This window comes from Pseudomonas sp. LP_7_YM, assembly GCF_004364435.1.
GTDB lineage: Bacteria > Pseudomonadota > Gammaproteobacteria > Pseudomonadales > Pseudomonadaceae > Aquipseudomonas.
In genome coordinates, this window is record NZ_SOCT01000005.1 from 327,854 (window position 1) to 351,283 (window position 23,430).

The 23,430-nt window shown below is 58.4% G+C and carries 21 protein-coding genes; 15 read left to right on the forward strand and 6 right to left on the reverse strand.

The window, feature by feature from the left end:
• From EC915_RS15425 to EC915_RS15455, 7 genes are all read left to right on the forward strand, one after another.
• Window positions 1-1,359 carry a glutamine synthetase family protein gene (locus EC915_RS15425; RefSeq protein WP_133751392.1) on the forward strand — a complete coding sequence of 453 codons (1,359 nt, stop codon included), beginning with the start codon at window positions 1-3 and terminating at the stop codon, window positions 1,357-1,359.
• A gap of 70 nt (window positions 1,360-1,429) precedes the next feature.
• Window positions 1,430-2,794: an aspartate aminotransferase family protein gene (locus tag EC915_RS15430; protein WP_133751393.1), complete on the forward strand. Its 1,365-nt coding sequence runs from the start codon at window positions 1,430-1,432 to the stop codon at window positions 2,792-2,794.
• Window positions 2,795-3,009: 215 nt separating this feature from the next.
• On the forward strand, window positions 3,010-4,107 hold the full coding sequence (locus EC915_RS15435) for a polyamine ABC transporter substrate-binding protein (protein ID WP_133751394.1): 1,098 nt from the start codon (window positions 3,010-3,012) through the stop codon (window positions 4,105-4,107).
• Between the two features lie 256 nt (window positions 4,108-4,363).
• Window positions 4,364-5,458 carry a polyamine ABC transporter substrate-binding protein gene (locus tag EC915_RS15440; protein ID WP_133751395.1) on the forward strand — a complete coding sequence of 365 codons (1,095 nt, stop codon included), beginning with the start codon at window positions 4,364-4,366 and terminating at the stop codon, window positions 5,456-5,458.
• Between the two features lie 55 nt (window positions 5,459-5,513).
• On the forward strand, window positions 5,514-6,656 hold the full coding sequence (gene potA, locus EC915_RS15445; protein WP_133751396.1) for a polyamine ABC transporter ATP-binding protein: 1,143 nt from the start codon (window positions 5,514-5,516) through the stop codon (window positions 6,654-6,656).
• Window positions 6,653-7,573, forward strand: a complete 921-nt coding sequence (locus tag EC915_RS15450) for an ABC transporter permease subunit (RefSeq protein ID WP_133751397.1) — start codon at window positions 6,653-6,655, stop codon at window positions 7,571-7,573. The genes potA and EC915_RS15450 overlap by 4 nt, the downstream gene beginning before the upstream one ends.
• On the forward strand, window positions 7,570-8,460 hold the full coding sequence (locus tag EC915_RS15455) for an ABC transporter permease subunit (RefSeq protein WP_133751398.1): 891 nt from the start codon (window positions 7,570-7,572) through the stop codon (window positions 8,458-8,460). The genes EC915_RS15450 and EC915_RS15455 overlap by 4 nt, the downstream gene beginning before the upstream one ends.
• Before the next feature lie 302 nt (window positions 8,461-8,762).
• Here the strand turns inward: EC915_RS15455 and EC915_RS15460 are convergent, their stop codons facing one another.
• Window positions 8,763-9,194: an Sbal_3080 family lipoprotein gene (locus tag EC915_RS15460; RefSeq protein WP_133751399.1), complete on the reverse strand. Its 432-nt coding sequence runs from the start codon at window positions 9,192-9,194 to the stop codon at window positions 8,763-8,765.
• Between the two features lie 228 nt (window positions 9,195-9,422).
• Window positions 9,423-11,810 carry a penicillin acylase family protein gene (locus EC915_RS15465; protein ID WP_133751400.1) on the reverse strand — a complete coding sequence of 796 codons (2,388 nt, stop codon included), beginning with the start codon at window positions 11,808-11,810 and terminating at the stop codon, window positions 9,423-9,425.
• Between the two features lie 145 nt (window positions 11,811-11,955).
• Between EC915_RS15465 and EC915_RS15470 the strand changes: the two genes are divergently transcribed.
• Complete coding sequence (locus EC915_RS15470) at window positions 11,956-12,870, forward strand: ParB/Srx family N-terminal domain-containing protein (RefSeq protein WP_133751401.1); 915 nt, start codon at window positions 11,956-11,958, stop codon at window positions 12,868-12,870.
• A gap of 168 nt (window positions 12,871-13,038) precedes the next feature.
• On the opposite strand, the gene EC915_RS15475 is transcribed toward EC915_RS15470, so the two are convergent.
• The gene (locus EC915_RS15475; protein WP_133751402.1) at window positions 13,039-13,626 is read right to left on the reverse strand and encodes a DUF6436 domain-containing protein; all 588 of its coding nucleotides are present in this window, start codon (window positions 13,624-13,626) and stop codon (window positions 13,039-13,041) included.
• 101 nt (window positions 13,627-13,727) lie between these two features.
• On the opposite strand from EC915_RS15475, the gene EC915_RS15480 reads away from it, so the two are divergent.
• The gene (locus EC915_RS15480; RefSeq protein ID WP_133751403.1) at window positions 13,728-14,675 is read left to right on the forward strand and encodes an alpha/beta hydrolase; all 948 of its coding nucleotides are present in this window, start codon (window positions 13,728-13,730) and stop codon (window positions 14,673-14,675) included.
• A gap of 91 nt (window positions 14,676-14,766) precedes the next feature.
• On the opposite strand, the gene EC915_RS15485 is transcribed toward EC915_RS15480, so the two are convergent.
• Window positions 14,767-15,507, reverse strand: a complete 741-nt coding sequence (locus EC915_RS15485; RefSeq protein WP_133751404.1) for a DUF2059 domain-containing protein — start codon at window positions 15,505-15,507, stop codon at window positions 14,767-14,769.
• Between the two features lie 194 nt (window positions 15,508-15,701).
• Here EC915_RS15485 and EC915_RS15490 point away from each other — a divergent pair, with 194 nt between their 5' ends.
• Window positions 15,702-16,343, forward strand: a complete 642-nt coding sequence (locus EC915_RS15490) for a 2OG-Fe(II) oxygenase (RefSeq protein ID WP_133751422.1) — start codon at window positions 15,702-15,704, stop codon at window positions 16,341-16,343.
• A 186-nt stretch (window positions 16,344-16,529) separates the two neighbouring features.
• Here the strand turns inward: EC915_RS15490 and serA are convergent, their stop codons facing one another.
• Window positions 16,530-17,759: a phosphoglycerate dehydrogenase gene (gene serA, locus EC915_RS15495; RefSeq protein WP_133751405.1), complete on the reverse strand. Its 1,230-nt coding sequence runs from the start codon at window positions 17,757-17,759 to the stop codon at window positions 16,530-16,532.
• Between the two features lie 199 nt (window positions 17,760-17,958).
• Here serA and EC915_RS15500 point away from each other — a divergent pair, with 199 nt between their 5' ends.
• From EC915_RS15500 to EC915_RS15515, 4 genes are all read left to right on the forward strand, one after another.
• Window positions 17,959-19,353: an FAD-binding oxidoreductase gene (locus EC915_RS15500; RefSeq protein ID WP_133751406.1), complete on the forward strand. Its 1,395-nt coding sequence runs from the start codon at window positions 17,959-17,961 to the stop codon at window positions 19,351-19,353.
• Between the two features lie 67 nt (window positions 19,354-19,420).
• The gene (locus EC915_RS15505; RefSeq protein WP_133751407.1) at window positions 19,421-20,086 is read left to right on the forward strand and encodes a fumarylacetoacetate hydrolase family protein; all 666 of its coding nucleotides are present in this window, start codon (window positions 19,421-19,423) and stop codon (window positions 20,084-20,086) included.
• Between the two features lie 177 nt (window positions 20,087-20,263).
• Entirely contained in the window at window positions 20,264-21,181 is a 918-nt protein-coding gene (locus EC915_RS15510) for an SdiA-regulated domain-containing protein (protein WP_133751408.1), read from the forward strand.
• A gap of 157 nt (window positions 21,182-21,338) precedes the next feature.
• Window positions 21,339-22,250, forward strand: coding sequence for an SdiA-regulated domain-containing protein (locus tag EC915_RS15515; protein ID WP_133751409.1), 912 nt, complete (start codon window positions 21,339-21,341; stop codon window positions 22,248-22,250).
• 157 nt (window positions 22,251-22,407) lie between these two features.
• On the opposite strand, the gene rpiA is transcribed toward EC915_RS15515, so the two are convergent.
• Window positions 22,408-23,079: a ribose-5-phosphate isomerase RpiA gene (gene rpiA, locus EC915_RS15520; RefSeq protein ID WP_133751410.1), complete on the reverse strand. Its 672-nt coding sequence runs from the start codon at window positions 23,077-23,079 to the stop codon at window positions 22,408-22,410.
• 145 nt (window positions 23,080-23,224) lie between these two features.
• Between rpiA and EC915_RS15525 the strand changes: the two genes are divergently transcribed.
• On the forward strand, window positions 23,225-23,430 hold a 206-nt coding region (locus tag EC915_RS15525), incomplete at its 3' end, for a pyridoxal-phosphate dependent enzyme (protein WP_133751411.1).

Below are 23,430 nucleotides of genomic sequence, written 5' to 3' on the forward strand. Positions count from 1 at the left end.
ATGAGTACCAACCTCGACCAGCTCACCGATTGGTTGAAAGAACACAGGATTACCGAAGTCGAGTGCATGATCTCCGACCTCACCGGTATCACGCGGGGCAAGATTTCGCCGACCAACAAGTTCATTGCCGAAAAGGGCATGCGCTTGCCGGAAAGCGTGTTGCTCCAGACCGTGACCGGGGACTACGTCGAAGACGATATTTATTACGAGTTGCTGGACCCCGCAGACATCGACATGTTCTGCCGTCCTGACCAGAACGCGGTGTATCTGGTCCCTTGGGCCATAGAGCCCACTGCGCAGGTGATTCACGACACCTACGACAAGCAGGGTAATCCCATCGAGCTGTCGCCGCGCAACGTGCTCAAGAAAGTCCTCAAGCTTTACTCCGATCAAGGCTGGCAGCCCATCGTGGCGCCGGAGATGGAGTTCTACCTGACCAAGCGCAGTGACGACCCCGATTACCCGCTTCAGCCGCCGGTGGGCCGCTCGGGTCGCCCGGAAACCGGTCGCCAGTCCTTCTCCATTGAGGCAGCCAACGAATTCGACCCGTTGTTCGAAGACGTCTACGACTGGTGCGAACTGCAGAGCCTTGACCTGGACACGCTGATCCACGAAGACGGCACCGCGCAGATGGAAATCAACTTCCGTCATGGCGATGCCCTGTCGTTGGCCGATCAGATTCTGGTGTTCAAGCGCACCATGCGCGAGGCAGCGCTCAAGCATGACGTGGCCGCGACCTTCATGGCCAAGCCCATGACCGGCGAGCCTGGCAGCGCCATGCACCTGCATCAGAGCATCATCGACATCCAGACCGGCAAGAACATCTTCTCCAATGAAGACGGGACCATGAGCCAGCTGTTTTTGCAGCACATTGGCGGTCTGCAGAAGCTGATCCCCGAGTTGTTGCCGCTGTTCGCCCCCAACGTCAACTCGTTCCGCCGATTCCTGCCCGACACTTCGGCGCCAGTGAACGTGGAGTGGGGCGAGGAAAACCGCACCGTGGGCCTGCGTGTCCCGGATGCGACGCCGCAGAATCGCCGGGTGGAAAACCGCCTGCCGGGCGCCGACGCCAACCCGTATCTGGCCATCGCGGCGAGCCTGCTGTGCGGCTTCATCGGCATGGTCGAGGGGCTCAACCCGAGTGCGCCGGTGGTGGGCCGTGGATATGAACGCCGTAACCTGCGCCTGCCGTTGACCATCGAGGACGCGCTGGAGCGCATGGAAAACAGCAAAACAGTCGAGAAATACCTCGGCAAGACGTTTGTGACCGGTTATGTCGCGGTCAAGCGCGCCGAGCACGAAAACTTCAAGCGTGTGATCAGTTCGTGGGAGCGGGAATTCCTGCTTTTCGCCGTCTGAAGACTCCGGGCGCCCGTTGGCTTCACCGCCAGGGCCTCCCGACACGTGTACCCCGTCAATGGAGTGATTCATGAGTTCCAACAATACGCAAACCCAAGAATGGCAAGTGCTGAGCCGCGATCATCATTTGGCGCCATTCAGCGACTTCAAACAGCTCAAAGAGAAAGGCCCGCGCATCATTACTCATGCCAAGGGCGTTTATCTGTGGGACAGCGAAGGCAACAAGATCCTCGACGGCATGGCCGGCCTGTGGTGTGTGGCCATCGGTTACGGGCGTGACGAACTGGCCGACGCTGCCAGCAAACAGATGCGCGAGCTGCCTTATTACAACCTGTTTTTCCAGACCGCTCACCCACCGGCACTGCAACTGGCCAAGGCGATCTCCGAGGTTGCCCCGGATGGCATGAGCCACGTGTTCTTCACCGGCTCCGGCTCCGAAGGCAACGACACGGTGCTGCGCCTGGTTCGCCATTACTGGGCAATCAAGGGCAAGCCGAGCAAGAAAGTCATCATCAGCCGCATGAACGGCTATCACGGCTCCACCGTTGCGGGCGCGAGTCTGGGCGGCATGACCTACATGCACGAGCAGGGCGACCTGCCGATTCCGGGTATCGTCCACATCCCGCAGCCTTACTGGTTCGGTGAGGGCGGCGACATGACACCGGACGAGTTCGGGGTCTGGGCGGCTGAGCAACTGGAAAAGAAAATCCTCGAAGTGGGTGTGGACAACGTCGGGGCCTTCATTGCCGAGCCGATTCAGGGCGCCGGAGGCGTGATCGTTCCCCCCGCTACTTACTGGCCGAAGATCAAGGAGATCCTCGCCAGGTACGACATCCTCTTCGTCGCCGATGAAGTGATTTGTGGTTTTGGTCGTACCGGTGAGTGGTTCGGTAGCGATTTTTACGGCCTCAAGCCTGATCTGATGACCATCGCCAAGGGCCTGACCTCAGGTTACATCCCCATGGGCGGTGTGATCGTGCGCGATGAAGTGGTCAAGGTGCTCAATGAGGGGGGCGACTTCAACCACGGTTTTACCTATTCCGGGCACCCGGTGGCGGCGGCGGTGGGCCTGGAAAACATCCGCATCCTGCGCGATGAGAAGATTGTCGAGCGGGTGAAATCGGAAACGGCACCCTATTTGCAAAACCGTTTGCGTGAGCTGAGCGATCATCCGCTGGTGGGTGAGGTTCGTGGTGTCGGTATGCTCGGCGCCATCGAACTTGTTAAAGACAAAGCCAGGCGCGAACGTTATGTCGGCAAAGGGGCGGGCATGATTTGTCGCACGTTCTGCTTCGACAACGGCCTGATCATGCGGGCTGTGGGCGACACGATGATTATTGCGCCGCCGTTGGTGATCACCCTTGCAGAGATCGACGAGTTGGTGGAAAAAGCGCGCAAATGCCTGGACCTGACATTGGCCGAGTTGGAGAAGTAATGCAGGGTACGCTTGCTCGCGATTGCGTCGGCATCGCTGGCGCCAGACCAAATGCAATCACGGGCAAGCGCTCCGACAGGTCGACGTGCCATGGGGCAAATGAAATATTGAAAGTTGCGCAACGACGCAGGCCAGTCTGCTTGTAAGCCCGGCCAGGAAATTGCCAGACTGACGGCTGTTTAGCCGCCGCTAACATAAACATTGGAGCTGTACGCATGAAGACATTTGGCAAAACCCTCCTCGCCTTGTCCCTGATGGGCGCAGTGGCTGCAGCTGCACACGCCGATGACAAGGTGCTGCACGTCTACAACTGGTCCGATTACATCGCGCCGAACACCATTGCCGATTTCGAAAAGGAGTCGGGCATCAAGGTGGTGTACGACGTCTTTGACAGCAACGAGACGCTGGAAGCCAAATTGCTGGCTGGCAAGTCGGGCTATGACATCGTCGTACCTTCGAACAACTTCCTGGCCAAACAGATCAAGGCCGGTGTCTATCAGGAGCTGGATAAGTCCAGGCTGCCGGACTACAAGAACCTGGACCCTGCGCTGTTGAAAGCCGTGTCGATCAGCGACCCGGACAACAAACATGCCTTCCCGTACATGTGGGGCTCGATTGGTATCGGTTACAACGCGGAGAAAGTGAAGGCCGCATTGGGCGCCGATGCCCCGGTCAATTCCTGGGATCTGCTGTTCAAGCCTGAAAACGCGGCCAAGCTGAAAGGTTGTGGCATCAGCTTCCTCGACTCGCCAACCGAAATGCTGCCAGTGGCGCTGCATTACCTGGGCCTGCCGACCGACAGCCAGAAGAAAGAAGACATCCAGAAAGCCGAAGACTTGTTCAAGAAGATTCGTCCTTCTGTCACCTACTTCCACTCTTCCAAGTACATTTCGGACCTGGCCAACGGCAACATATGCGTAGCGGTCGGTTATTCGGGTGACGTGTATCAGGCCAAGGCCCGTGCTGAAGAAGCGGGTGGCAAGGTCAAGGTCAGCTACAACATTCCGAAAGAAGGCGCTGGCAGCTTCTATGACATGGTTGCCATTCCTAAAGACGCCGATAACGTCGAAGGCGCCTACAAGTTCATGAACTTCATCCTGCAACCTAAAGTCATGGCCGAAATCACCAACTCCGTTCACTTCCCGAACGGTAACAAGGCTGCCACCGAGTTCGTCGACAAGGACATTACCTCTGACCCGGGCGTATACCCGCCAGCCGACGTTCTGGCAAAGCTGTACGCGATCGCCGATTTGCCTGCAGCGACCCAGCGTGAAATGACTCGCGCCTGGACCAACATCAAATCGGGCAAGTAAAAGCCTGCATGACTGTGGGAGAGCTTGCTCGCCAATGCTGACCGTCAGGCAATAGAGCAACGTCTGATACGCCGGTCTCTTGGCGAGCACGCTCACTCCCACCGTAAATCCGCCTCTTTGCGATGATCGGAGGCGGCATTAAGTTTTCTTTGCGGGCAGCGTTCATCGAAGGTAAGTTGCGCGCCGGATTCGTCACAGTCTGTCGTTACTGTCGTCGGCCAGGGCAACAGGCCCACCAACTAAAAGGACTGCAAACGTGTCTACTTCTTTTTTTTCCAAAGGCTTGCTGTTGGGAGCCGGGCTGACGCTCGCCGTCGGTGCCTTTGCGGACTCCACTGTTCGCATTTATAACTGGTCCGATTACATCGGCACCACGACCCTGGCGGATTTTGAGTCCACCACCGGGATCAAGACCCAATACGATGTGTTCGACTCCAACGAAACCCTGGAAGGCAAACTGCTGGCCGGCCGCACTGGATATGACGTGGTTGTGCCGTCCAATCACTTCCTTGGCAAACAGATCAAGGCCGGTGCCTTCCAGAAACTCGACAAGTCGCAACTTCCCAACTATTCGAACCTTGATCCTGCACTGATGAAACGCCTGGATAAAAACGACCCGGGTAATCTGTACGCCGTGCCTTACCTTTGGGGCACCAACGGCATTGGCTACAACGTCGACAAGATCAAGCAAGTGCTGGGCGTGGACACCATCGACTCCTGGGCTGTGCTGTTTGAACCGGAGAACATCAAGAAGCTGCAAAAGTGCGGTGTCGCTTTCCTCGATTCAGCTGACGAGATGATGCCCGCCGTCCTGAATTACATGGGTCTGAACCCCAACAGCATCGAAGAGAAAGACTACAAAAAGGCCGAGGAAAAGCTGCTGAAAGTCCGTCCTTACGTGACCTATTTCAACTCCTCCAAATACATCACCGATCTGGCCAACGGCGACATCTGCATCGCCGCCGGATTCTCTGGCGATGTGTTCCAGGCCAAGGCGCGCGCCGAAGAAGCCGGCAAGGGCGTGAACATCGCCTACTCGATCCCTAAGGAAGGCGGCAACCTCTGGTTCGACATGCTGGCCATCCCGGCTGATGCGCCAAACCCCAAGGCCGCTCACGCGTTCATTAATTACCTGCTTAAACCTGACGTGATTGCCAAGGTCAGTGACCAGGTGGGTTACGCCAATCCGAACCCTGCATCGGGCGAACTGATGGATCAGGAAATTCGCAACGATGAGGCCGTCTACCCCTCCCAAGAGGTGCTGAAGCGGCTGTACGTTAATTCCGAATTGCCGCCCAAGATTCAACGTGTGATAACGCGCAGCTGGACCAAGATCAAATCCGGTAAATAAAGACCTGGCGCCCGACCCCATTGGTGGGGCGCAAAAACAGTTGGGAGTTTCACCCATGGCAGTTGCCTCCGGCGCCTACAAAAAAGCCCTTGAGGGTGGTCAGCAACCTAAACAGGTGCTGGTCAAAATCGATCGAGTCACGAAAAAGTTCGATGAGACGGTTGCTGTGGACGATGTGTCTCTGCAGATCAACAAGGGCGAGATTTTCGCCTTGCTGGGTGGTTCCGGCTCAGGCAAGTCCACGCTTCTGCGCATGCTTGCCGGTTTTGAGCGCCCCACCGAGGGCCGCATTTTTCTCGACGGCGTCGATATCACGGATATGCCGCCGTACGAACGCCCGATCAACATGATGTTCCAGTCCTACGCGTTGTTCCCGCACATGACCGTGGCGCAGAACATCGCTTTCGGCCTGCAGCAGGACAAACTGCCCAGGGCCGAGATCGATGCCCGTGTGGCCGAAATGCTCAAGCTGGTGCATATGACCCAATACGCCAAGCGCAAGCCCCATCAGTTGTCGGGTGGTCAGCGTCAGCGTGTCGCGCTGGCGCGTTCGCTGGCCAAGAAGCCGAAACTGTTGTTGCTTGACGAGCCAATGGGCGCTCTGGACAAGAAGCTGCGTTCGCAGATGCAACTGGAACTGGTCGAGATCATCGAGCGTGTGGGCGTGACCTGCGTGATGGTGACTCACGATCAGGAAGAGGCCATGACCATGGCCCAGCGCATCGCCATCATGCACCTGGGCTGGATCGCCCAGATCGGCAGCCCGATCGATATTTACGAAACGCCTACCAGTCGCCTCGTCTGCGAGTTCATTGGCAACGTCAACCTGTTCGACGGCGAAGTCATCGAGGACATGGAGGGCCATGCGTTGATTCGCAGCCCTGAACTCGAGCGCAATATCTACGTCGGGCACGGGGTGACGACTTCGGTCGAGGACAAGGCCATCACCTACGCGCTACGCCCGGAAAAGCTGCTGATCACCACCCAGCAGCCGGCTTTCGAACATAACTGGTCGCGCGGCAAGGTACATGACATCGCGTATCTGGGTGGCCATTCGGTGTTCTACGTAAAGTTGCCGTCCGGCAAGCTGGTGCAATCGTTCGTGGCCAACGCCGAGCGTCAGGGCATGCGGCCAACCTGGGACGATGAAGTCTTCGTCTGGTGGGAAGACGACAGCGGCGTGGTACTGCGCTCATGAAGATTCGAAAAATAAAACGCGCCCTCTATCGAATAACGCCCAACGGCCGTCAGGCGGTCATCGGGGTTCCATTCCTGTGGCTGTTCCTGTTCTTCGCATTGCCGTTTCTGATCGTGATCAAGATCAGCTTCGCTGAAGCGGACGTTGCGATTCCGCCATACACCGAGGTCTTTGCCTACGCCGAGCAGAAGCTCGACATCGTGCTCAACTTCGCCAACTACGCACTGCTGACCGGCGACGGCATGTATATTTCGGCCTACCTGGGTTCGCTGAAAATGGCCTTCATCAGCACCTTGCTGTGCCTGTTGATCGGCTACCCCATGGCCTACGGCATCTCCATCGCTCGCAAGGAAATGCAGACGGTGTTGCTGCTGCTGATCATGATGCCGACCTGGACCGCGATCCTGATCCGCGTCTACGCCTGGATGGGCATTCTCAGCAATAACGGCCTGCTCAATGCGTTTCTGCTGTGGCTGGGTGTGATCAGCGAGCCGTTGCAGATACTCAACACCAACCTCGCGGTCTACATCGGCGTGGTTTATTCGTACCTGCCCTTCATGATCCTGCCGCTGTACGCCAATCTGGTGAAACATGATCAGAGCTTGCTGGAAGCTGCGTCGGACCTGGGTTCGAGCACCTTCAACAGCTTCTGGAAAATCACCGTACCGCTGTCCAAGAACGGCATCATCGCCGGCTGCATGCTGGTGTTCATTCCGGTGGTGGGTGAGTTCGTCATTCCGGAATTGCTGGGCGGCACCGAGACACTGATGATCGGTAGGGTCCTCTGGCAGGAATTCTTCAACAACCGCGACTGGCCGGTAGCGTCTGCGCTGGCAGTGGTGATGCTGCTGATCCTCATCGTGCCCATCATTCTGTTCAACCGCAGCCAGGCCAAAGAGCTGGAGGGCAAGGCATGAGAGGCTTCCGATTCTCGAACCTGATGTTGGTGCTGGGCCTGTTATTCATCTACGCGCCGATGGTCATTCTGGTGATCTACTCGTTCAATGCCTCCAAACTGGTGACGGTCTGGGGTGGCTGGTCGGTGAAGTGGTACGTCGGCCTGCTCGACAACACTCAGCTGATGAGCGCAGTGATGCGTTCGCTGGAAATCGCCCTGTACACCTCGGTGGCAGCAGTCGCGCTGGGCACCATGGCGGCGTTCGTGCTGACCCGCATTACACGCTTCAAGGGCCGCACGTTTTTCGGTGGCCTGGTCACGGCGCCATTGGTCATGCCCGAGGTCATCACCGGTCTTTCGCTATTGCTGCTGTTCGTGGCCATGGCGCAATCGATCGGCTGGCCGCAGGAGCGGGGTGTCGTCACCATCTGGATTGCCCACACGACATTCTGTACGGCTTACGTGGCGGTGGTTGTCTCGGCGCGGCTGCGCGAGCTTGACCTGTCCATCGAGGAAGCCGCCATGGACCTTGGCGCGCGTCCGTGGAAGGTGTTCTTTCTGATCACCATCCCGATGATCGCGCCATCACTGGCAGCGGGCGGCATGATGTCCTTCGCCCTGTCGCTGGACGATCTGGTGCTGGCAAGCTTTGTGTCCGGTCCTGGCTCGACAACCTTGCCGATGGAAGTGTTCTCGGCCGTGCGTCTGGGCGTGAAACCTGAAATCAACGCCATTGCCAGTCTGATTCTGCTGGCAGTGTCGATAGCGACGTTCCTGGTCTGGTTCTTCAGCCGCCGCGCTGAAAACAACCGCCGAAAGGCCATTCAACAAGCCATCGAAGAGGCGGCGGCAGACGGCTGGAAGCAACCGGATCCGCGACGTGCCAAGGTGGTTGATCCGGTTTGATCGATGGGTTGCGTGCGGCAAGCAGCGTGATCGTCCCACGCGGGCATGGGACGATCCGCAGAGCCGCAGGCGCTCGGGTTTCGTTCCGCCGCAGTGGGCGCGGCTCATCAACTGAACGTGCCGGCTGCAAGTCCTTCTGCATACCGAGGCCCAGGCCGGGCACAAAGCGGACAGTGGTTTCTCATCGTCATCCTTGACGTGGAGTAACGGTCAAACGACCAGACCTGCTATTTCAGTTCGCTCTCGTGCCGACTGAAGTTCGGAAAAGGATGCGACGAAACGCATCCTGATCTAGCTTGGCATTATCGATCTGGCATGTTGCGCAGTAGCTGAGTCAACACTGGCGCCATTTTTGTTTGCGTACCCTGCCATTTGGCCATCGACATCCCACCTTTCCCTCGCAGGTGGTAATGCGCCGCGCCCACTCGGTGCTGGTTCTTATCCCAAATTTCCAGGTCGGCGCTGGAAAGATAGGGTACGAAATCCCAGGACCGATAGGCCACATACGTCATGCGATAGTCGCAACTGGCGGGCACTTGCGGGTACAGCTGCGAACTGATTCCGCGCTCTTGCAGACCGCGTTGCACGACTGCGACGAAGTCAGTTACCTGTACTTTAGGATTTTGCTCAATGCAGATTTCCGCAGGCCGAACCTCCAATGGTTCTACTTGAATGGATGTACATCCACCAAGGGTTATCCCAGCCAATACCAAACCGTATGCTGCCGCTTTCATGCCTGTCGTTACCTATTGAATAGCCCCCGATAAATCTAGCGAGGCCTGACTTTGCCAATGAGATATTGCGGGGGGGCATAATGCCACTTTTAAGCGCGGGAAGTAGGGGGTCTGTAGATTACTGATAGCTCCCCACGTTCCGCGTGGGTATGCATGCGCTGACGCTATGCTTCATTAGGGACAGACGCGGAGCCTGAGGATTAGCAGCGCCTTTAGTCGAGTCGGTGTTTACTGCCCCGGCACCACCCGCAACACCTCTTTGCTGTTCCCCGCCACATCCCCCTCACTGAACCGTTCCGGCATGTACTGGCCGTTTATGTAGGCCTTGGCCTGATCGGCGTAGTGTTTGTCGAACAGCACGCCGCTTTGCCCAACCGGATTGATGCCCAGCGCGTGGGCGGGGTCGGCGAAGTCGATCAGGCGCCTTGTCGAAGGCCCGTAAGTCACCGGCCACGGCGCGGCGGTGATGCTCGCCGAGAGATTGTTCGGGACTTCATGAGTGCCCGGCGCTGCGAATACGCCTACGTTGAACAGCATACCCAGCGGCGGCTGGCGACCCAGTGGATGCTCGTGGGTCAGCGTGTGCGCTTTGCCCCATGTCCACTCGTCCGGGTTCACCCCGTACAGCGATTTGAGATGCGAGACCGCCGCATGCCAAGCCACTTTCACGGTGTTGTCACGGTTTTCGGGGGCGGGGGAGTTGCGGTTGTTCCACCACGGCGAGCTCGCGTCCGCGGCCAGTCTTGGCAGTGCCATGTCGATGATCCGCGTCGACAGCAGCGTCGCGAACATCTCGTCACCCAATTCGTCGTGGAAGGTCTGATCACTCAGGTTGTAGAGGAACTGGTTGAACAGCGTTGCGCCTACTGAATCCACCGGATAGTCACCTGTCCAGGCCGCCAGACGCTCGACCAGTTTGTGCTCTTCGGGGTCGCTGATGACGCGCCGCAGCACCGGAATCAGCGGCGTGAGAATCTGCGTCGCATAGTCGGTCCGAGTACCGAGTTGCAGCGCCTTGCTGTTTTCCACGTTCCATTTCACGCTGTCGTCACTCAACTGCCTGTCCAGCTGGCGACCCCGTTCAGCGAGGTTGTAGTAGCCGGGAATCTCCATACCGGTGGGCGACACGGGCTGGAAGTTGGCTGACACGATATAGCCACGGGCAGGATTTTCTTCCTGAGGATTGGCACTGAAGGGGTAGAAACCGTTCTTATCCGCCTGCTCGGTGCTACCGTCGAGGATGAACGCCGGGTTCACGCCGGCCGGCCGTTGGGGCAACTGCGCCGCCGCCCACCAGCCGATGTCGCCTTTGGCGTTGGCGTAGACCACGTTCAGGCCTGGCGATTGGATCTTCTGGGCGGCGCTGCGCATCTTGTCCAGCGTGTCTGCCCGGTTGGCCTCGTAGAAGCCTTGCAGAATCGGGTTCTCCGACTCCAGGAACGACCACCACATGGCGATAGGCGCAGTACCGCTGTTTTTCTCCAGCGCGTCGTTGATGATCGGACCGTGTGGCGATTGGCGTAGCACGAAGGAGATTGGCGATTGGCCTTTGACCTTGATCTGCTCAGGGCGTGAAGTCATGTCGGCCCAGGCCCCGTGATACCAGACCTGATTGGGGTTATCAGGGTTAACCTTCTCGGCAATCAGATCGACGTCGTCGTTCTGGAACATCGTCAGGCTCCAGCCGAAATCCAGGTTATGCCCAAGCAAGGCGAACGGATCAAGCGCCTGGAAATGCCCATACAGTTCCAAGCCCGGCGCTGACAGCTGCGCTTCATACCAGACTGCAGGCACCGAAAACCGGATGTGCGGGTCTCCCGCCAACAATGGCTTGCCACTTTGTGTCCGACTGCCCGACACCGCCCAGGCATTGCTGCCCTCCAATTGCGGCAGCCCTGCGTCTTCCAGCGCCTGCTGACTGAGTAGCGCCAGATCGCCCAATCCTTTCCAGTCCTTGTCGCTCAGGGCGGGTATTGGATGCAATGCGCCTTGGGGCTGCCAGTCAAGATCGAAGACTTTCAGGTAGTCCGGGCCGAGTTGATCGCGGACATAGGTCAGCAGCGGTTCGGTACGAAATGCGGCGGCGAAGCTGTAGGCCAGATAACCCGCGATGCTCAGGGTGTCTTCGGCCGTGAATGGCCGCTTATCGATGTCCATTACGTCGAACTCAATGGGCCTGGGGTGAGTCGCCTGATACTGATTCACGCCGTCCAGATACGCTTGCAGGGCCTGCCAGACGGGCGTGTTCTTGTCCTGACGGGCGACATACTCATCAGCGTGCTGGCGAATGCGCAGGCTGCGAAACAGCTTGTCGGTGGAAACCAGTTTCGGTCCGAGCACCTCGGCCAGCTCGCCGCGCGCAAGGCGGCGCAGCATCTCCATCTGAAACAGACGATCCTGGGCATGGACATAACCCAGCGTGCGATACAGGTCGTCCTGATTCTCGGCCTTGATGTGCGGCACACCACGTTCGTCATAGCGCACGCTGACCGGCGCATGGAGGTGCGTCAGCGAGACCTCTCCATCGCGCACCGGCTGCTTGCTGTTGAGATACCAGGCTGCGCCGCCTGCAATCAGGATGAGCGCAAGGGCGATGACGAAAAGGCTGCGTTTCATCCAGCGGCTCGAAAGATCAGTTAGAAGCCCGAAAGGCTACAGATTTGTCGCGTGGCTGTGTAGCCGCAAGGGCTCCTACAGGTTCAGCGGCGAGCCGGATTGGGATTGAGTTAAGCTCCTGCCCACTCAACCAGAGTCTTACACCATGCGAATTCAATCCTGCGCCCTGGCCCTGTTGCTGGCACTAATCTGCTCCCACGTCCAGGCTTTCACTGGCCCGAAACCTGGAGACATCGTCGAAGTCAGCCTTGAACAGGTGCATCCGACTCAGACGGTCATCGGTTTTGATCAGGTGTATTACAAGCTCGAAAGCTTCGCCAAGGATCGACAAAAGCTGTTCGACGAGATTTGTGAGAGCAACGGCCAGAAGAAGGCCCGGGCGATCAGCAGCGGCGCCGATCCGTTGAAGCCTGAAACCTTCGCCTGCAAGGACCAGCCCGGCGCGCAATTGCAGGAGATGAAAAGCGTGGTGGTCGGCCCCGATGGCCAGTTCTACCTCACCGACGGCCATCACACCTTCAGTACGCTCTGGGAGCAACCCGGTGCCGGGCCGCAGATGAAAATGAACGTGCGCGTTACCGACAACTTCAGCGACAGCCCCGACATGGCGACGTTCTGGAACAGGATGCAGCAGGCGCACAAGGTTTGGCTCAAGGACGGCAACGGGCAGTCGATTTCTCCCGATCAGTTGCCTGCGCATGTAGGGCTGCAATCCATGCATAACGACATCCTGCGCAGCCTGGTGTATTTCGTCCGTGGCGCGGCCTACGACAAACCGAAATCGGGCGACGTCTCGCCGGAGTTTCTAGAGTTTTACTGGGCCGACTGGCTGCGCGGCCAGCTTGACCTGGCCGACTTCAATCTGAGTGAACGAAGCGGCTACCATCGGGCGTTGCAAGCCGCGAGCGATCTGATGGTCAAACCACCGCTGAGCAAACCGGTAGGAGGTGGCATGACGGCGAAACAGCTGGGCGGCTTGAAATCGGTCAAACGCAAGGTGCTGACCACGACAGTGGATGAAAAGCTGCCGTTGGTGATTGAGTACAAGAGTACGCATTGATCTTGAAAGCTGCCTCCACGCAAAGATCATCCTGCCCTGAACCGCACCTGTGAGAGTGAGTTCATTGGCGATTGGCCTCTCAAATTCGATGCATTTTGGTCCGATGTAGGGGCCTCTCGTGAACGGATTCGCTCCTGCGCAGGTGACCCGGCTTCTGCACGAACGGGTTCAATCGCTGCCTGCCCAAGGGCAATAACACCCCACCGCCATCGTGTGGGTGGCATCGACCGACCGATCTGCCTCCAATGCCTGAAGAATCGGTTCGATAAAACTGTTCTGCGAATTGCACACCAGCCCTTCGCTGTAAGGCCCGAAATACGCGAGATTGCCTTGTCGATCCCAGATCGCCACTGCCGGACTTGAGGTTATCTGCAGGTCCCCTGGCAGGCTGTCCAAAGGCTTGATGGCGCTCAGGGTGACGGGCAGTCGGCCATGGCTGCCCGGTTTTTGCACCGCATAAAAATCCACGTCGCCTGTCACCGAAAACCGTTCCACCAAATCGCTCAGGTGCTCCTGATTGCCGACGTTGCACGGGCAGGCCGGGTCCCAGAAGTGCACCACGCGAATGCGGCCCGGTCCTGCAAGCGCTGGCGGCAGGCGCAGGGTGTCGCCTGCAAACAACGCCGCGCGGTCACTGAACGCTCGGACGTATCGACCCTCAAACCATCTGTAGCCCAGCCACAATGCTGCCGCACACGCCGTGGCGATCAGCGCGAGCAATACCGTGCGACGTCGAGCGAGTGAGTGAGCGTTCATGGGCGGCTTCGAGTTGGGTGACGTAGCTTGCCACGCCTGAGAGTACGGAAGAAACTCGATGCGTCACTTGTGAATTTCTGTTTGCCTGATGTGGGATGCCGATGTCCAACACCTTCGACCCCGATAGCCTGCGCGCCAGCCTGCAGCCGCTCAGTGCGCAATTGGCGCTCACTGACGAGGCGCTGGCGTACCAGCGCTTCTACAGCCTGGGAGAGCTGGGGCATGAAGGGCGGGTCATCAGCCGGCTGGGTCGTTTCGAAATTGGCGGCTACGAGATCGTCGCCCAACTGTGGGCCCCGGAGCATCCTGTAGCCACATTGGTGCTGATGCATGGTTTCTACGACCACATGGGGCTTTATCGTCATGTCATCGAGTGGGCGCTGGAACTGGGGTTCGCCGTGATTGCCTGCGACTTGCCGGGTCATGGTCTGTCCAGCGGTACTCGAGCAAGCATTACCGATTTTGCCGAATATCAGGCGGTCCTCGACCGGCTGTTTGAAGAAGCCGACATTCTCCAGTTGCCCAAGCCCTGGCACCTGTGCGGACAGAGCACAGGCGGAGCGATCATCATCGATCATTTGCTTAATCACGGTGACGAAAGTCCGGCGCAAGGACAATCGATTCTACTGGCGCCTCTGGTTCGTCCTCGCGGCTGGACCTGGTCGAAAGTCAGCTATTACCTGTTGCGCGCTTTCGTCAAAGGCATCGATCGGCGCTTCAGCGAAAACTCCAACGCGCCTGCCTTTCTGCCGTTTCTGATGGCCGATCCGTTACAGCCACGGCGCTTGCCAACGGTCTGGGTGGGAGCGCTCGCGAAGTGGATCGAACGCATCGAAAGCGCTCCGCGGAGTGGACGCAGCCCATTGATCGTGCAAGGCGAGTCAGACATGACCGTGGCCTGGCGCCACAATCTGGCAGTGCTCAACGACAAGTTCGATCATCCGCAGATCTTCATGCTCCACGAAGCGCGGCATCATCTGGCCAATGAGCTGCCCGAGCTGAGGGCACAGTTCTTCAGATTTTTGACGCAGCGGATGGGGTGCAACTGACGCCGTACGACAGTGGCCCGCTGGGGGGCTTCAAGTCAGCCACTTGTCTTGGGTGTGATAAGAGCAGACGACAGCGGGTCGTGACGCTCGGTCATCGCAGATTCTGTCCCACCGCAAGGCCAGCGCGAATCGACGCCAGCGCTGCCTGATAGTAGGCCTTGCCTTCGCTGGATTCGACGAAGGTTGAAAACTCTTCAAGCTCTGCGTCGGACAGGTCGCGATAGACGTACAGCAGCGTGTTGTTCATGTCGTTGGCAATCTGCGCCATCAGACGCTGGCGCTGGCCGTCGAGCATCCCTTGTGCCGCCCCGCCGCCCATCAAGCCCGGAATCATCGAACTCAGGCTGTCGGCAGCCACTCCGGCAATGGCCAGACTCACCTCGGCACCGGCTTCCTTGGCGGGCAGGGCGCTGGATAGATGGCCGATGATCAGCATGCGGTTGTCGCTGGCCTGCATCTTCGGCAAGCCCTGCGCATTTTTCGCCAGTTGATCGGGCCGGGTCGCGGTCAGTTCGGCGTTGACGATCTTGCGGCCCAGAGGGGACTGGAAGAATTGCAGGGCAGGGTTCGGATCCTGCAACGTCTGCCGCAGTTTCTGCTCGGCGCGTTGATCCATCGCCTGAGGCGCGAAACGTTGATTGCTGTTGTTGATCAGGGCTTCAAAGACGGCGGGCGGCAGGCTGTTTTTGTAGTGCTGTTGCGCGGCATTGAGAGCGTCGTTGAAATGCGCGCGTTGTTCTGGCCAACCGGCGACCTTGTACAACTGATCGTGGCCGTCTGCCCGGGCGGGCAAGGTGCAGAACATCAACATCAGGAAAAACAGACGGCGCATAGTGACTCCTGTCGGCAGACCGCTATTCTCGGCGGGGCGGCGGGGATTTGTCGAGTTAACAAGTTGCCAGACCTCAAGAAAATCCTTGGGTTCGACGATGTTGCGTGTAAACGGCTAGCGGATTTTCGCCGCGCGAAAATATTCTTTCTCCGGCAGACCGCGGGCTCTGTTGGATTGATCGGCGTGTGGATACTATGCGCGCCATGCACATATCCCCTGATGACTCACTGCTGACAAGAATCGTCGACGAGCTGGCCGAGCGTGGCTGGTCGCAGCAGGACATCTTTTTGCCCGAAGCGCTGACCCGTGAACTGGCCCTTGAGTGCTGCAAACGCGCGGCCGAAGGAGAGCTGGCCCCGGCGGCCGTAGGGCGCGGTCCTGCCCAAGAGGTACGCGAGGGGATTCGTGGTGATCACATTCAGTGGCTTGAGCCGGGTCAGGCCGAGCCATGCGACCGCTATCTGGGTTTGATGGACCGCTTGCGTCAGGCACTTAATCGCGGCTTGTTTCTGGGGCTGGAAGACTTCGAAAGCCACTTCGCACTGTATCCGCCAGGGGCTTTGTATCGCAGGCATGTCGACCGCTTTCGTGACGACGACAGGCGCATGGTTTCGGCGGTGATCTATCTCAACGATGCCTGCTGGCAGCCCGACGACGGCGGGCAGTTGCGCATGTTCTTCAAGGATGGCGTGGAACACGATGTGCAGCCCATCGGCGGGTGCCTGGTAGTGTTTTTATCCGGTGAGATGCCCCACGAAGTGCTGCCTGCCAGGCGGGATCGTCTGTCGCTGACCGGCTGGTTCAGGCGGCGGGGAAATGAGCCGTTTGAGTTTTGAGCATCCCGTAATCCCTCTATGTGAACGAATTCATTCTGGGCGGCATTCCGACTCTGTGCCTGATGACCAATCGCGATGAATTCGCTCCTACACAGCGGGGCTTGCTCAGGCAGTGGTAGCCGGGGATGAGCAGGCACAAAAAAGGAGACCCGAAGGTCTCCCGTTTCAACACTCTCAAGCAACGCCTTAAAACAGGACGCGGCTGCGGATGGTACCGTTGATGTGTTGCAGCTTCTCTTGCGCCAGGTCCGAATATTCGGCGTCGACGTCAATGACCACGTAACCGACTTTTTCGTTGGTCTGCAGGAACTGACCGGAGATGTTGATGCCGTTTTCCGCGAACACCTTGTTGATTTCGCTGAGCACGCCCGGAATGTTTTCGTGGATGTGCAGCAGGCGGTGCTTGCCGGGGTGAGCCGGCAGGGCCACTTCAGGGAAGTTCACCGAGGACACCGACGTACCGTTGTCGCTGTACTTGACCAGCTTCTCTGCCACTTCCAGACCGATATTGGCTTGGGCTTCAGCCGTCGAACCGCCGATGTGCGGCGTCAGGATCACGTTGTCCAGGCCACGCAGCGGGCTTTCGAAGACGTCGTCGTTGGAGCGTGGCTCCACCGGGAAGACGTCGATGGCGGCGCCGATCAGGTGCTGATCCTTGATCGCACGGGCCAAAGCGTCCAGCTCGACCACGGTGCCGCGTGCGGCGTTGATCAGGATCGCGCCTTTCTTCATCGAGCGGATTTCCTTCTCACCGATCATCCACTGGGTGGACGGCAGCTCAGGCACGTGCAGGGAAACGATGTCAGCCAGGCCCAGCAACTCGGTCAGGCTGGAAACCTGAGAGGCGTTGCCCAGTGGCAGCTTGGTCAGAGGGTCGTAGAAGAACACCTGCATGCCCAGGCTTTCGGCCAGGACCGACAGCTGCGTGCCGATCGAACCATAGCCGATGATGCCCAGCTTCTTGCCACGGATCTCGAACGAGTTGGCGGCGCTCTTGATCCAGCCGCCGCGATGGCAGGAAGCGTTTTTCTCGGGGATGCCGCGCAGCAGCAGGATTGCCTCGGCCAATACCAGTTCGGCAACCGAACGGGTATTGGAATACGGTGCGTTGAAGACGGCGATACCGCGTTCGCGGGCAGCATCCAGATCAACCTGATTGGTGCCGATGCAGAAGCAGCCGACTGCGACCAGTTTCCTTGCGCTGTCGAACATCTCTTCGGTCAGCTGGGTACGTGAGCGAATACCGATGAAGTGAGCGTCGGCAATCTTTTCCTTCAGTTCGGCTTCCGGCAGAGACTTGGTGTGGTACTCGATGCTGGTGTAACCGGCAGCCTTGAGGACGTCGACTGCGGACTGATGGACGCCTTCGAGAAGAAGGAACTTGATCTTGCTCTTGTCGAGGGAAGTCTTGCTCATCTGCGTAAACCTGTGTCCCGGAAAAAATGGCAGGGAATGGACAGCGCAAGCTGGCCTCACGGCGCAACGGCGCCTTCGCAGGTCGGCCTCAGGCACGTCTCTGCGGGGGCGGTATGCTAGCATATGTGCCCCGCTAAATACCCGCTCCTGCGACGTGAGCCGTTCTCAGGATGACCATGAATCGTTCGAGAGTTCCTTGATGACACAGCCTGCGTTGATAGATGAACTTAAGTCCCTCGTCGAGCCCGGCAAGGTGCTCACCGATGCCGATTCGCTCCAGGCCTATGGCAAGGATTGGACCCGGCAATACGCCCCCGCGCCGAGCGCCATTGTCTTCCCCAAAACCACTGAACAGGTGCAGGCCATCGTCCTCTGGGCCAACCGGCACAAGGTCGCCCTGGTGCCGTCGGGCGGTCGTACGGGGCTTTCGGGCGCCGCGGTGGCGATGAATGGCGAGGTGGTCGTTTCATTCGACTACATGAACCAGATTCTCGAACTCAACGTCACCGACCGTACGGTGCGGTGTCAGCCAGGGCTGGTCACCAAGCAGTTGCAGAACTTCGCGGAAGAAAACGGCCTTTATTACCCGGTGGATTTTGCATCGTCCGGCTCCAGCCAGATTGGCGGTAATATCGGCACCAATGCGGGCGGGATCAAGGTCATTCGCTATGGCATGACCCGCAACTGGGTCTCGGGCCTGAAAGTTGTCACCGGCAAGGGCGACATCCTTGAACTGAACAAAGATCTGGTCAAGAACGCCACCGGCTACGACCTGCGTCAGCTGTTCATCGGCGGTGAGGGCACGCTGGGTTTTGTCGTCGAAGCAACAATGCGCCTGGACCGCGCGCCGAAAAACCTGACGTGCATGGTGCTCGGCACGCCCGATTTCGATTCGATCATGCCGGTGCTGCACGCCTTTCACGGCAAGCTCGACCTGACGGCGTTCGAGTTTTTCTCCGACAAGGGTCTGGTGCGCGTCATGGCGCGCGGTGACGTGCCTGAGCCGTTCGCCACCCAAACGCCGTTCTATGCCTTGCTGGAGTTCGAAGCGAGCAACGAGGATATCGCCAATCAGGCGCTGGAGACTTTCGAGTATTGCGTAGAGCAGGGCTGGGTCATCGATGGCGTGATGAGTCAGAGCAAGCAGCAGTTGCAGAACCTGTGGAAGCTGCGTGAATACCTGTCTGAAACCATCTCCCACTGGACTCCGTACAAAAACGACATCTCGGTCACGGTATCGAAGGTCCCGGCCTTCCTTAACGAAATCGACGCTATCGTCAGTGAGCACTACCCTGACTTCGAAGTGGTCTGGTACGGCCATATCGGTGATGGCAACCTGCACCTGAACATTCTCAAACCGGAGGACTTGCCCAAGGAGGAGTTCTTCGCCAAGTGTGCGACAGTCAACAAGTGGGTGTTCGAGATCGTCGAGAAGTACAACGGCTCGATCTCTGCCGAGCATGGCGTCGGTCTGGTCAAGCGTGACTATCTCGAATACAGCCGCTCGGCAGTGGAAATCGAGTACATGAAAGCGGTAAAAGCAGTATTCGATCCGAACGGCATCATGAACCCCGGCAAGATCTTCGCGTTGTAACGCCGATCAGCCATAACCGCCAAGCCAGTCCGACGTTGTAATAGACGCTGTAATAAAAGGAACGCTCATGAGCTATCAGCACAAGTATGTCGACGGAACCAAAGTTCACTTCCCGCTGGGCAAGGTGGTCTGCATTGGCCGCAACTATGCCGAGCATGCCAAGGAGCTGGATAACCCGGTCCCGACCGAGCCACTGTTGTTCATCAAGCCGGGCAGTTGTGTGGTCGGCATCGAGGGCGGTTTCAGCATTCCTCAGGATCGTGGCTCGGTGCATTACGAGGCCGAAATCGTGGTGCTGATCGGTAAGTCGCTGAGCAAGAACCCGAGCCGTGAAGAAGTGCTGGACGCGATTTCAGGCTTTGCGCCAGGGCTGGATCTGACACTGCGTGAGGTGCAGTCCAAGCTCAAGGAAAAAGGTCTGCCGTGGGAAATCGCCAAATCGTTCGACGGCGCTGCAGTCATTGCCCCGTTCGTGTCGGCTGATGTTTACCCGGACCTGGCCGACATTTCCATCCGCCTGAGCGTCAATGATGAAGTGCGCCAGGACGGCAACAGCAGCCAGATGCTTAACCCTATCGTGCCGATGATTCAGCACATGGCCTCGCAATTCTCGCTGCAAGCCGGTGACGTGATCATGACCGGAACCCCGGCTGGCGTGGGGCCATTCACTGTCGGCGACCGGATTGTGCTCGAACTGCCGGGGCAGAGTAGTTTCGCCAGCGAGGTCCGCTGAGTCGGGTCACGCCAGGCCAAGGGGCTGCCTTTGAGACATCACAGGCGGCCCTTTTAATGTGCGTCGTACCTGCCCGGGGTGTCTGGATTGCCGTTTTTTTCACAAACAATCTGGATAATTCCGTGCCAAGCGCAGCGTAAGGCGCTGCGCAGTGGATTTATTGTCGGGATCGTCTAGATGGAAGCTACTGATCAATCGCTGAGCAATCCCAAGCGCCGAGGTTTTCATTGGTCCTGGCCGGTGATCGCTTTGGTGGCGACCCTTGCAGGTTTGTCCTTCGCCTGGCATTGGGATGATCGCGGGCTGCTTTGGCTGCGGGAACAAACGACCTCCATCGCTGAGCAGGCGATCAGTATCTGGTTGCCGGATTATCACGTTGTGATTGACGGCAAGCCATTGGCGGGGCTGGAGAAGGACGAAGCGTCAGACCTTTCCTATGATCCTTCGAGCAATACCCTCTACGCGGTGATGGGCAAAAACGCATTCCTGGCGCAGTTGAGCCTGACCGGCGAGGTCTTGCGCAAGATTCCACTGGTGGGCTGGAGCAACCCGGAAGGTCTGGCGGTGCTGGGCAATGGCTTGATCGCTATTGTTGATGAGCGCCAGCACCTGATGACCATGGTCACCGTGACCCCGGACACCAAAACCCTGAACATTGGCGACTTCCCCAAATACGACCTGGGCCCTTCGGCGGATCAGAACAAGGCGTTTGAGGGCGTGACGTGGGATGCGCATAACCAGCGCCTGCTGCTCGGCGAAGAGCGCCCGCCTGCGCTGTTCAGCTGGCACTCCGACGGCAGTGCCGTGTTGAAGGGAGACAAGCTGAAACTGGTGAATGACAACCTGATCATGCGCAACCTGTCCGCGCTGGATATCGACGAGAAGACCGGGCATCTGCTGGCGCTGTCCGCCGAGTCGCATTTGCTGCTGGAACTGGATGAAAAGGGTAACGAAGTCAGCTTCATGGCGTTGATGCAGGGCCTCAATGGCCTTGAGCACACCATTCCCCGTGCTGAAGGGGTGGCGATGGACGACAAGGGCACCATCTACATCGTCAGCGAGCCGAACCTGTTTTATTCATTCAAGAAGAAATGAGGGGCACGATGACTGCGCAACGCTTTGATTCTGGTCGTAGGCCTTAGGAGCCAATCGCTCACGCCCTCCGGGCAGAGCTTTGATCCTGCGAGCCCTTAAGCGTGGTTTCAGACCAGGGTGCTATTAAAGCGTCCCCCTCCGAGTTTGAGCTTGATCGATGCGTCGTCTATCCCCTTTTAAAACTGTTCCCTTGACCTTGCTGGTAGGGGTTCTGCTGGCTGCCTTATGGGGCGTCGCTCGTGAGTACCGGGTGGTTGAGCGGATGTGGTTCAACTGGCATGTCTTTTGGCAGTCCGTCGATGCACAGGCGTTGGGGCTTGAAGGCTACGAGGTGGCGATCGAGGCCAGGGTTATCGCGGGCCTTGAGGACAACGTGTCGGCGTTAAGCTATGACCCGGATCGTAAAACCCTGTTTACCGTCACCAACAAAGACGCTGAGCTGGTCGAGTTGAGCCTTGAAGGCCGGATCCTGCGGCGAATCCCGCTGACCGGCTTTGGCGATGCCGAAGCAGTGGAGTACATCAGCCCCGGTATCTATGTCGTCAGCGACGAACACAGTCAGCGGCTGATCAAGGTCCAGGTAGACGATAATACGCGGTCTCTCGATGCCGCTGACGCACAGCAGTTGACGCTGGGGATCGATGCCGGCGGCAATAATGGCTTTGAGGGGCTGGCCTACGACCATCGGGGTAATCGGCTGTTTATCGCCAAAGAGCGCAAACCGGTGCAGATCATCGAAGTGCGCGGCTTCCCCCATCTCGATCCAGCTGCACCGAACATTCTAGAAGTCACCTCCAGCAGCAAGCGTAATGCCGGCCTGTTCGTGCGCGATCTTTCAAGCCTGCAATTCGACGAGCGCAGCGGTCATCTTTTGGCATTGTCCGATGAGTCGCGGCAAATATTGGAGCTGGACACCGACGGCAGGCCGGTCGGCAATGTGTCGCTCAGCAAGGGCAGCATGGGCCTGAGCAAGAGCGTGCCACAGGCGCAAGGAATTGCCATGGGCGAGGGCGGGACGTTGTATCTGGTGAGCGAGCCGAATCTGTTTTATGTGTTCAGGAAGAAGTGAAGGTCATGCTTCGTCCAGTGTTCCTTCTGTAGGAGCGGATTCATTCGGGAGGCGCCATACAGGCGACAAAGATGCGCCGACTGTACGGGCCAATCGCGAATCAATTCGCTCCCGCAGAGGGGAAGCGTTTGAATCGACGGTTCGTGGTAAAACCCGATCAGCGCTTGAGGGTTTTCACGCCATCCTGAGTACCCAGCAACAGCAGATCCGCGGAACGCGCCGCAAACAGGCCATTGGTAACCACGCCGACAATGGCGTTGATCTGTGCTTCCAGCTCCACCGGATTGGTGATGTTCATGTTGTGCACGTCGAGGACGATGTTGCCGTTATCGGTCAACACACCTTCGCGGTACACCGGGTCACCGCCCAGCTTCACCAGTTCGCGCGCGACGTGGCTGCGAGCCATCGGGATGACTTCGACCGGCAGCGGGAATGCGCCGAGTACCGGGACCAGCTTGCTGCCGTCGGCGATGCAGATGAACGTTTTGGCCACCGCCGCTACGATTTTTTCGCGGGTCAGGGCTGCGCCGCCGCCCTTGATCAGGTTCAGGTGCTCATCACTTTCATCGGCGCCGTCGATGTAGAACTCAAGATCGCTGACAGTGTTGAGTTCATACACTGGAATGCCGTGGCCTTTGAGGCGTGCGGCGGTGGCTTCGGAACTGGCCACTGCGCCATCGAACGCGCCTTTGTGCCGTGCCAGCGCATCGATGAAGCAATTGGCAGTGGAGCCGGTGCCGACACCCACGATGCTTTTGTCGTCGAGTTTCGGAAGGATGAAGTCGACGGCGGCCTGGGCAACGGCCTGTTTGAGTTGATCCTGGGTCATGCGGGGCTCCACGGGGGCCAAAGGACACGAAAGGGCGGGCATTATAGCGGCATGCTGTGGTTAAAGCCTGAGTCTTGGTGTGGTCGTGCGTCGGGGCGCGGGGTAGACTTCCGAGCCTTGCCCCCTCGCCAGTGATGCTTTCCCGATGCTCGAACAGGACGTCAAGAAAATCCTCACCTCCCGCGTCTACGACATCGCCGTGGAAACCCCGCTGCAGGGTGCGCGTCAGCTGTCCGAACGGCTGGGCAATCAGGTACTGCTCAAGCGCGAAGACCTGCAGCCGGTGTTCTCCTTCAAGATTCGTGGCGCGTACAACAAGCTGGCGCAACTGAGCGCCCAAGAACTGGCCCG

Bases quoted from the DNA above. Each gene is read 5' to 3' on its own strand.
- EC915_RS15425 (WP_133751392.1), top strand. From the start codon at position 1: ATGAGTACCAACCTCGACCAGCTCACCGATTGGTTGAAAGAACACAGG.
- EC915_RS15430 (WP_133751393.1), top strand. From the start codon at position 1,430: ATGAGTTCCAACAATACGCAAACCCAAGAATGGCAAGTGCTGAGCCGC.
- EC915_RS15435 (WP_133751394.1), top strand. From the start codon at position 3,010: ATGAAGACATTTGGCAAAACCCTCCTCGCCTTGTCCCTGATGGGCGCA.
- potA (WP_133751396.1), top strand. From the start codon at position 5,514: ATGGCAGTTGCCTCCGGCGCCTACAAAAAAGCCCTTGAGGGTGGTCAG.
- EC915_RS15450 (WP_133751397.1), top strand. From the start codon at position 6,653: ATGAAGATTCGAAAAATAAAACGCGCCCTCTATCGAATAACGCCCAAC.
- EC915_RS15455 (WP_133751398.1), top strand. From the start codon at position 7,570: ATGAGAGGCTTCCGATTCTCGAACCTGATGTTGGTGCTGGGCCTGTTA.
- EC915_RS15460 (WP_133751399.1), bottom strand. From the start codon at position 9,194: ATGAAAGCGGCAGCATACGGTTTGGTATTGGCTGGGATAACCCTTGGT.
- EC915_RS15465 (WP_133751400.1), bottom strand. From the start codon at position 11,810: ATGAAACGCAGCCTTTTCGTCATCGCCCTTGCGCTCATCCTGATTGCA.
- EC915_RS15470 (WP_133751401.1), top strand. From the start codon at position 11,956: ATGCGAATTCAATCCTGCGCCCTGGCCCTGTTGCTGGCACTAATCTGC.
- EC915_RS15475 (WP_133751402.1), bottom strand. From the start codon at position 13,626: ATGAACGCTCACTCACTCGCTCGACGTCGCACGGTATTGCTCGCGCTG.
- EC915_RS15480 (WP_133751403.1), top strand. From the start codon at position 13,728: ATGTCCAACACCTTCGACCCCGATAGCCTGCGCGCCAGCCTGCAGCCG.
- EC915_RS15485 (WP_133751404.1), bottom strand. From the start codon at position 15,507: ATGCGCCGTCTGTTTTTCCTGATGTTGATGTTCTGCACCTTGCCCGCC.
- EC915_RS15490 (WP_133751422.1), top strand. From the start codon at position 15,702: ATGCGCGCCATGCACATATCCCCTGATGACTCACTGCTGACAAGAATC.
- serA (WP_133751405.1), bottom strand. From the start codon at position 17,759: ATGAGCAAGACTTCCCTCGACAAGAGCAAGATCAAGTTCCTTCTTCTC.
- EC915_RS15500 (WP_133751406.1), top strand. From the start codon at position 17,959: ATGACACAGCCTGCGTTGATAGATGAACTTAAGTCCCTCGTCGAGCCC.
- EC915_RS15505 (WP_133751407.1), top strand. From the start codon at position 19,421: ATGAGCTATCAGCACAAGTATGTCGACGGAACCAAAGTTCACTTCCCG.
- EC915_RS15510 (WP_133751408.1), top strand. From the start codon at position 20,264: ATGGAAGCTACTGATCAATCGCTGAGCAATCCCAAGCGCCGAGGTTTT.
- EC915_RS15515 (WP_133751409.1), top strand. From the start codon at position 21,339: ATGCGTCGTCTATCCCCTTTTAAAACTGTTCCCTTGACCTTGCTGGTA.
- rpiA (WP_133751410.1), bottom strand. From the start codon at position 23,079: ATGACCCAGGATCAACTCAAACAGGCCGTTGCCCAGGCCGCCGTCGAC.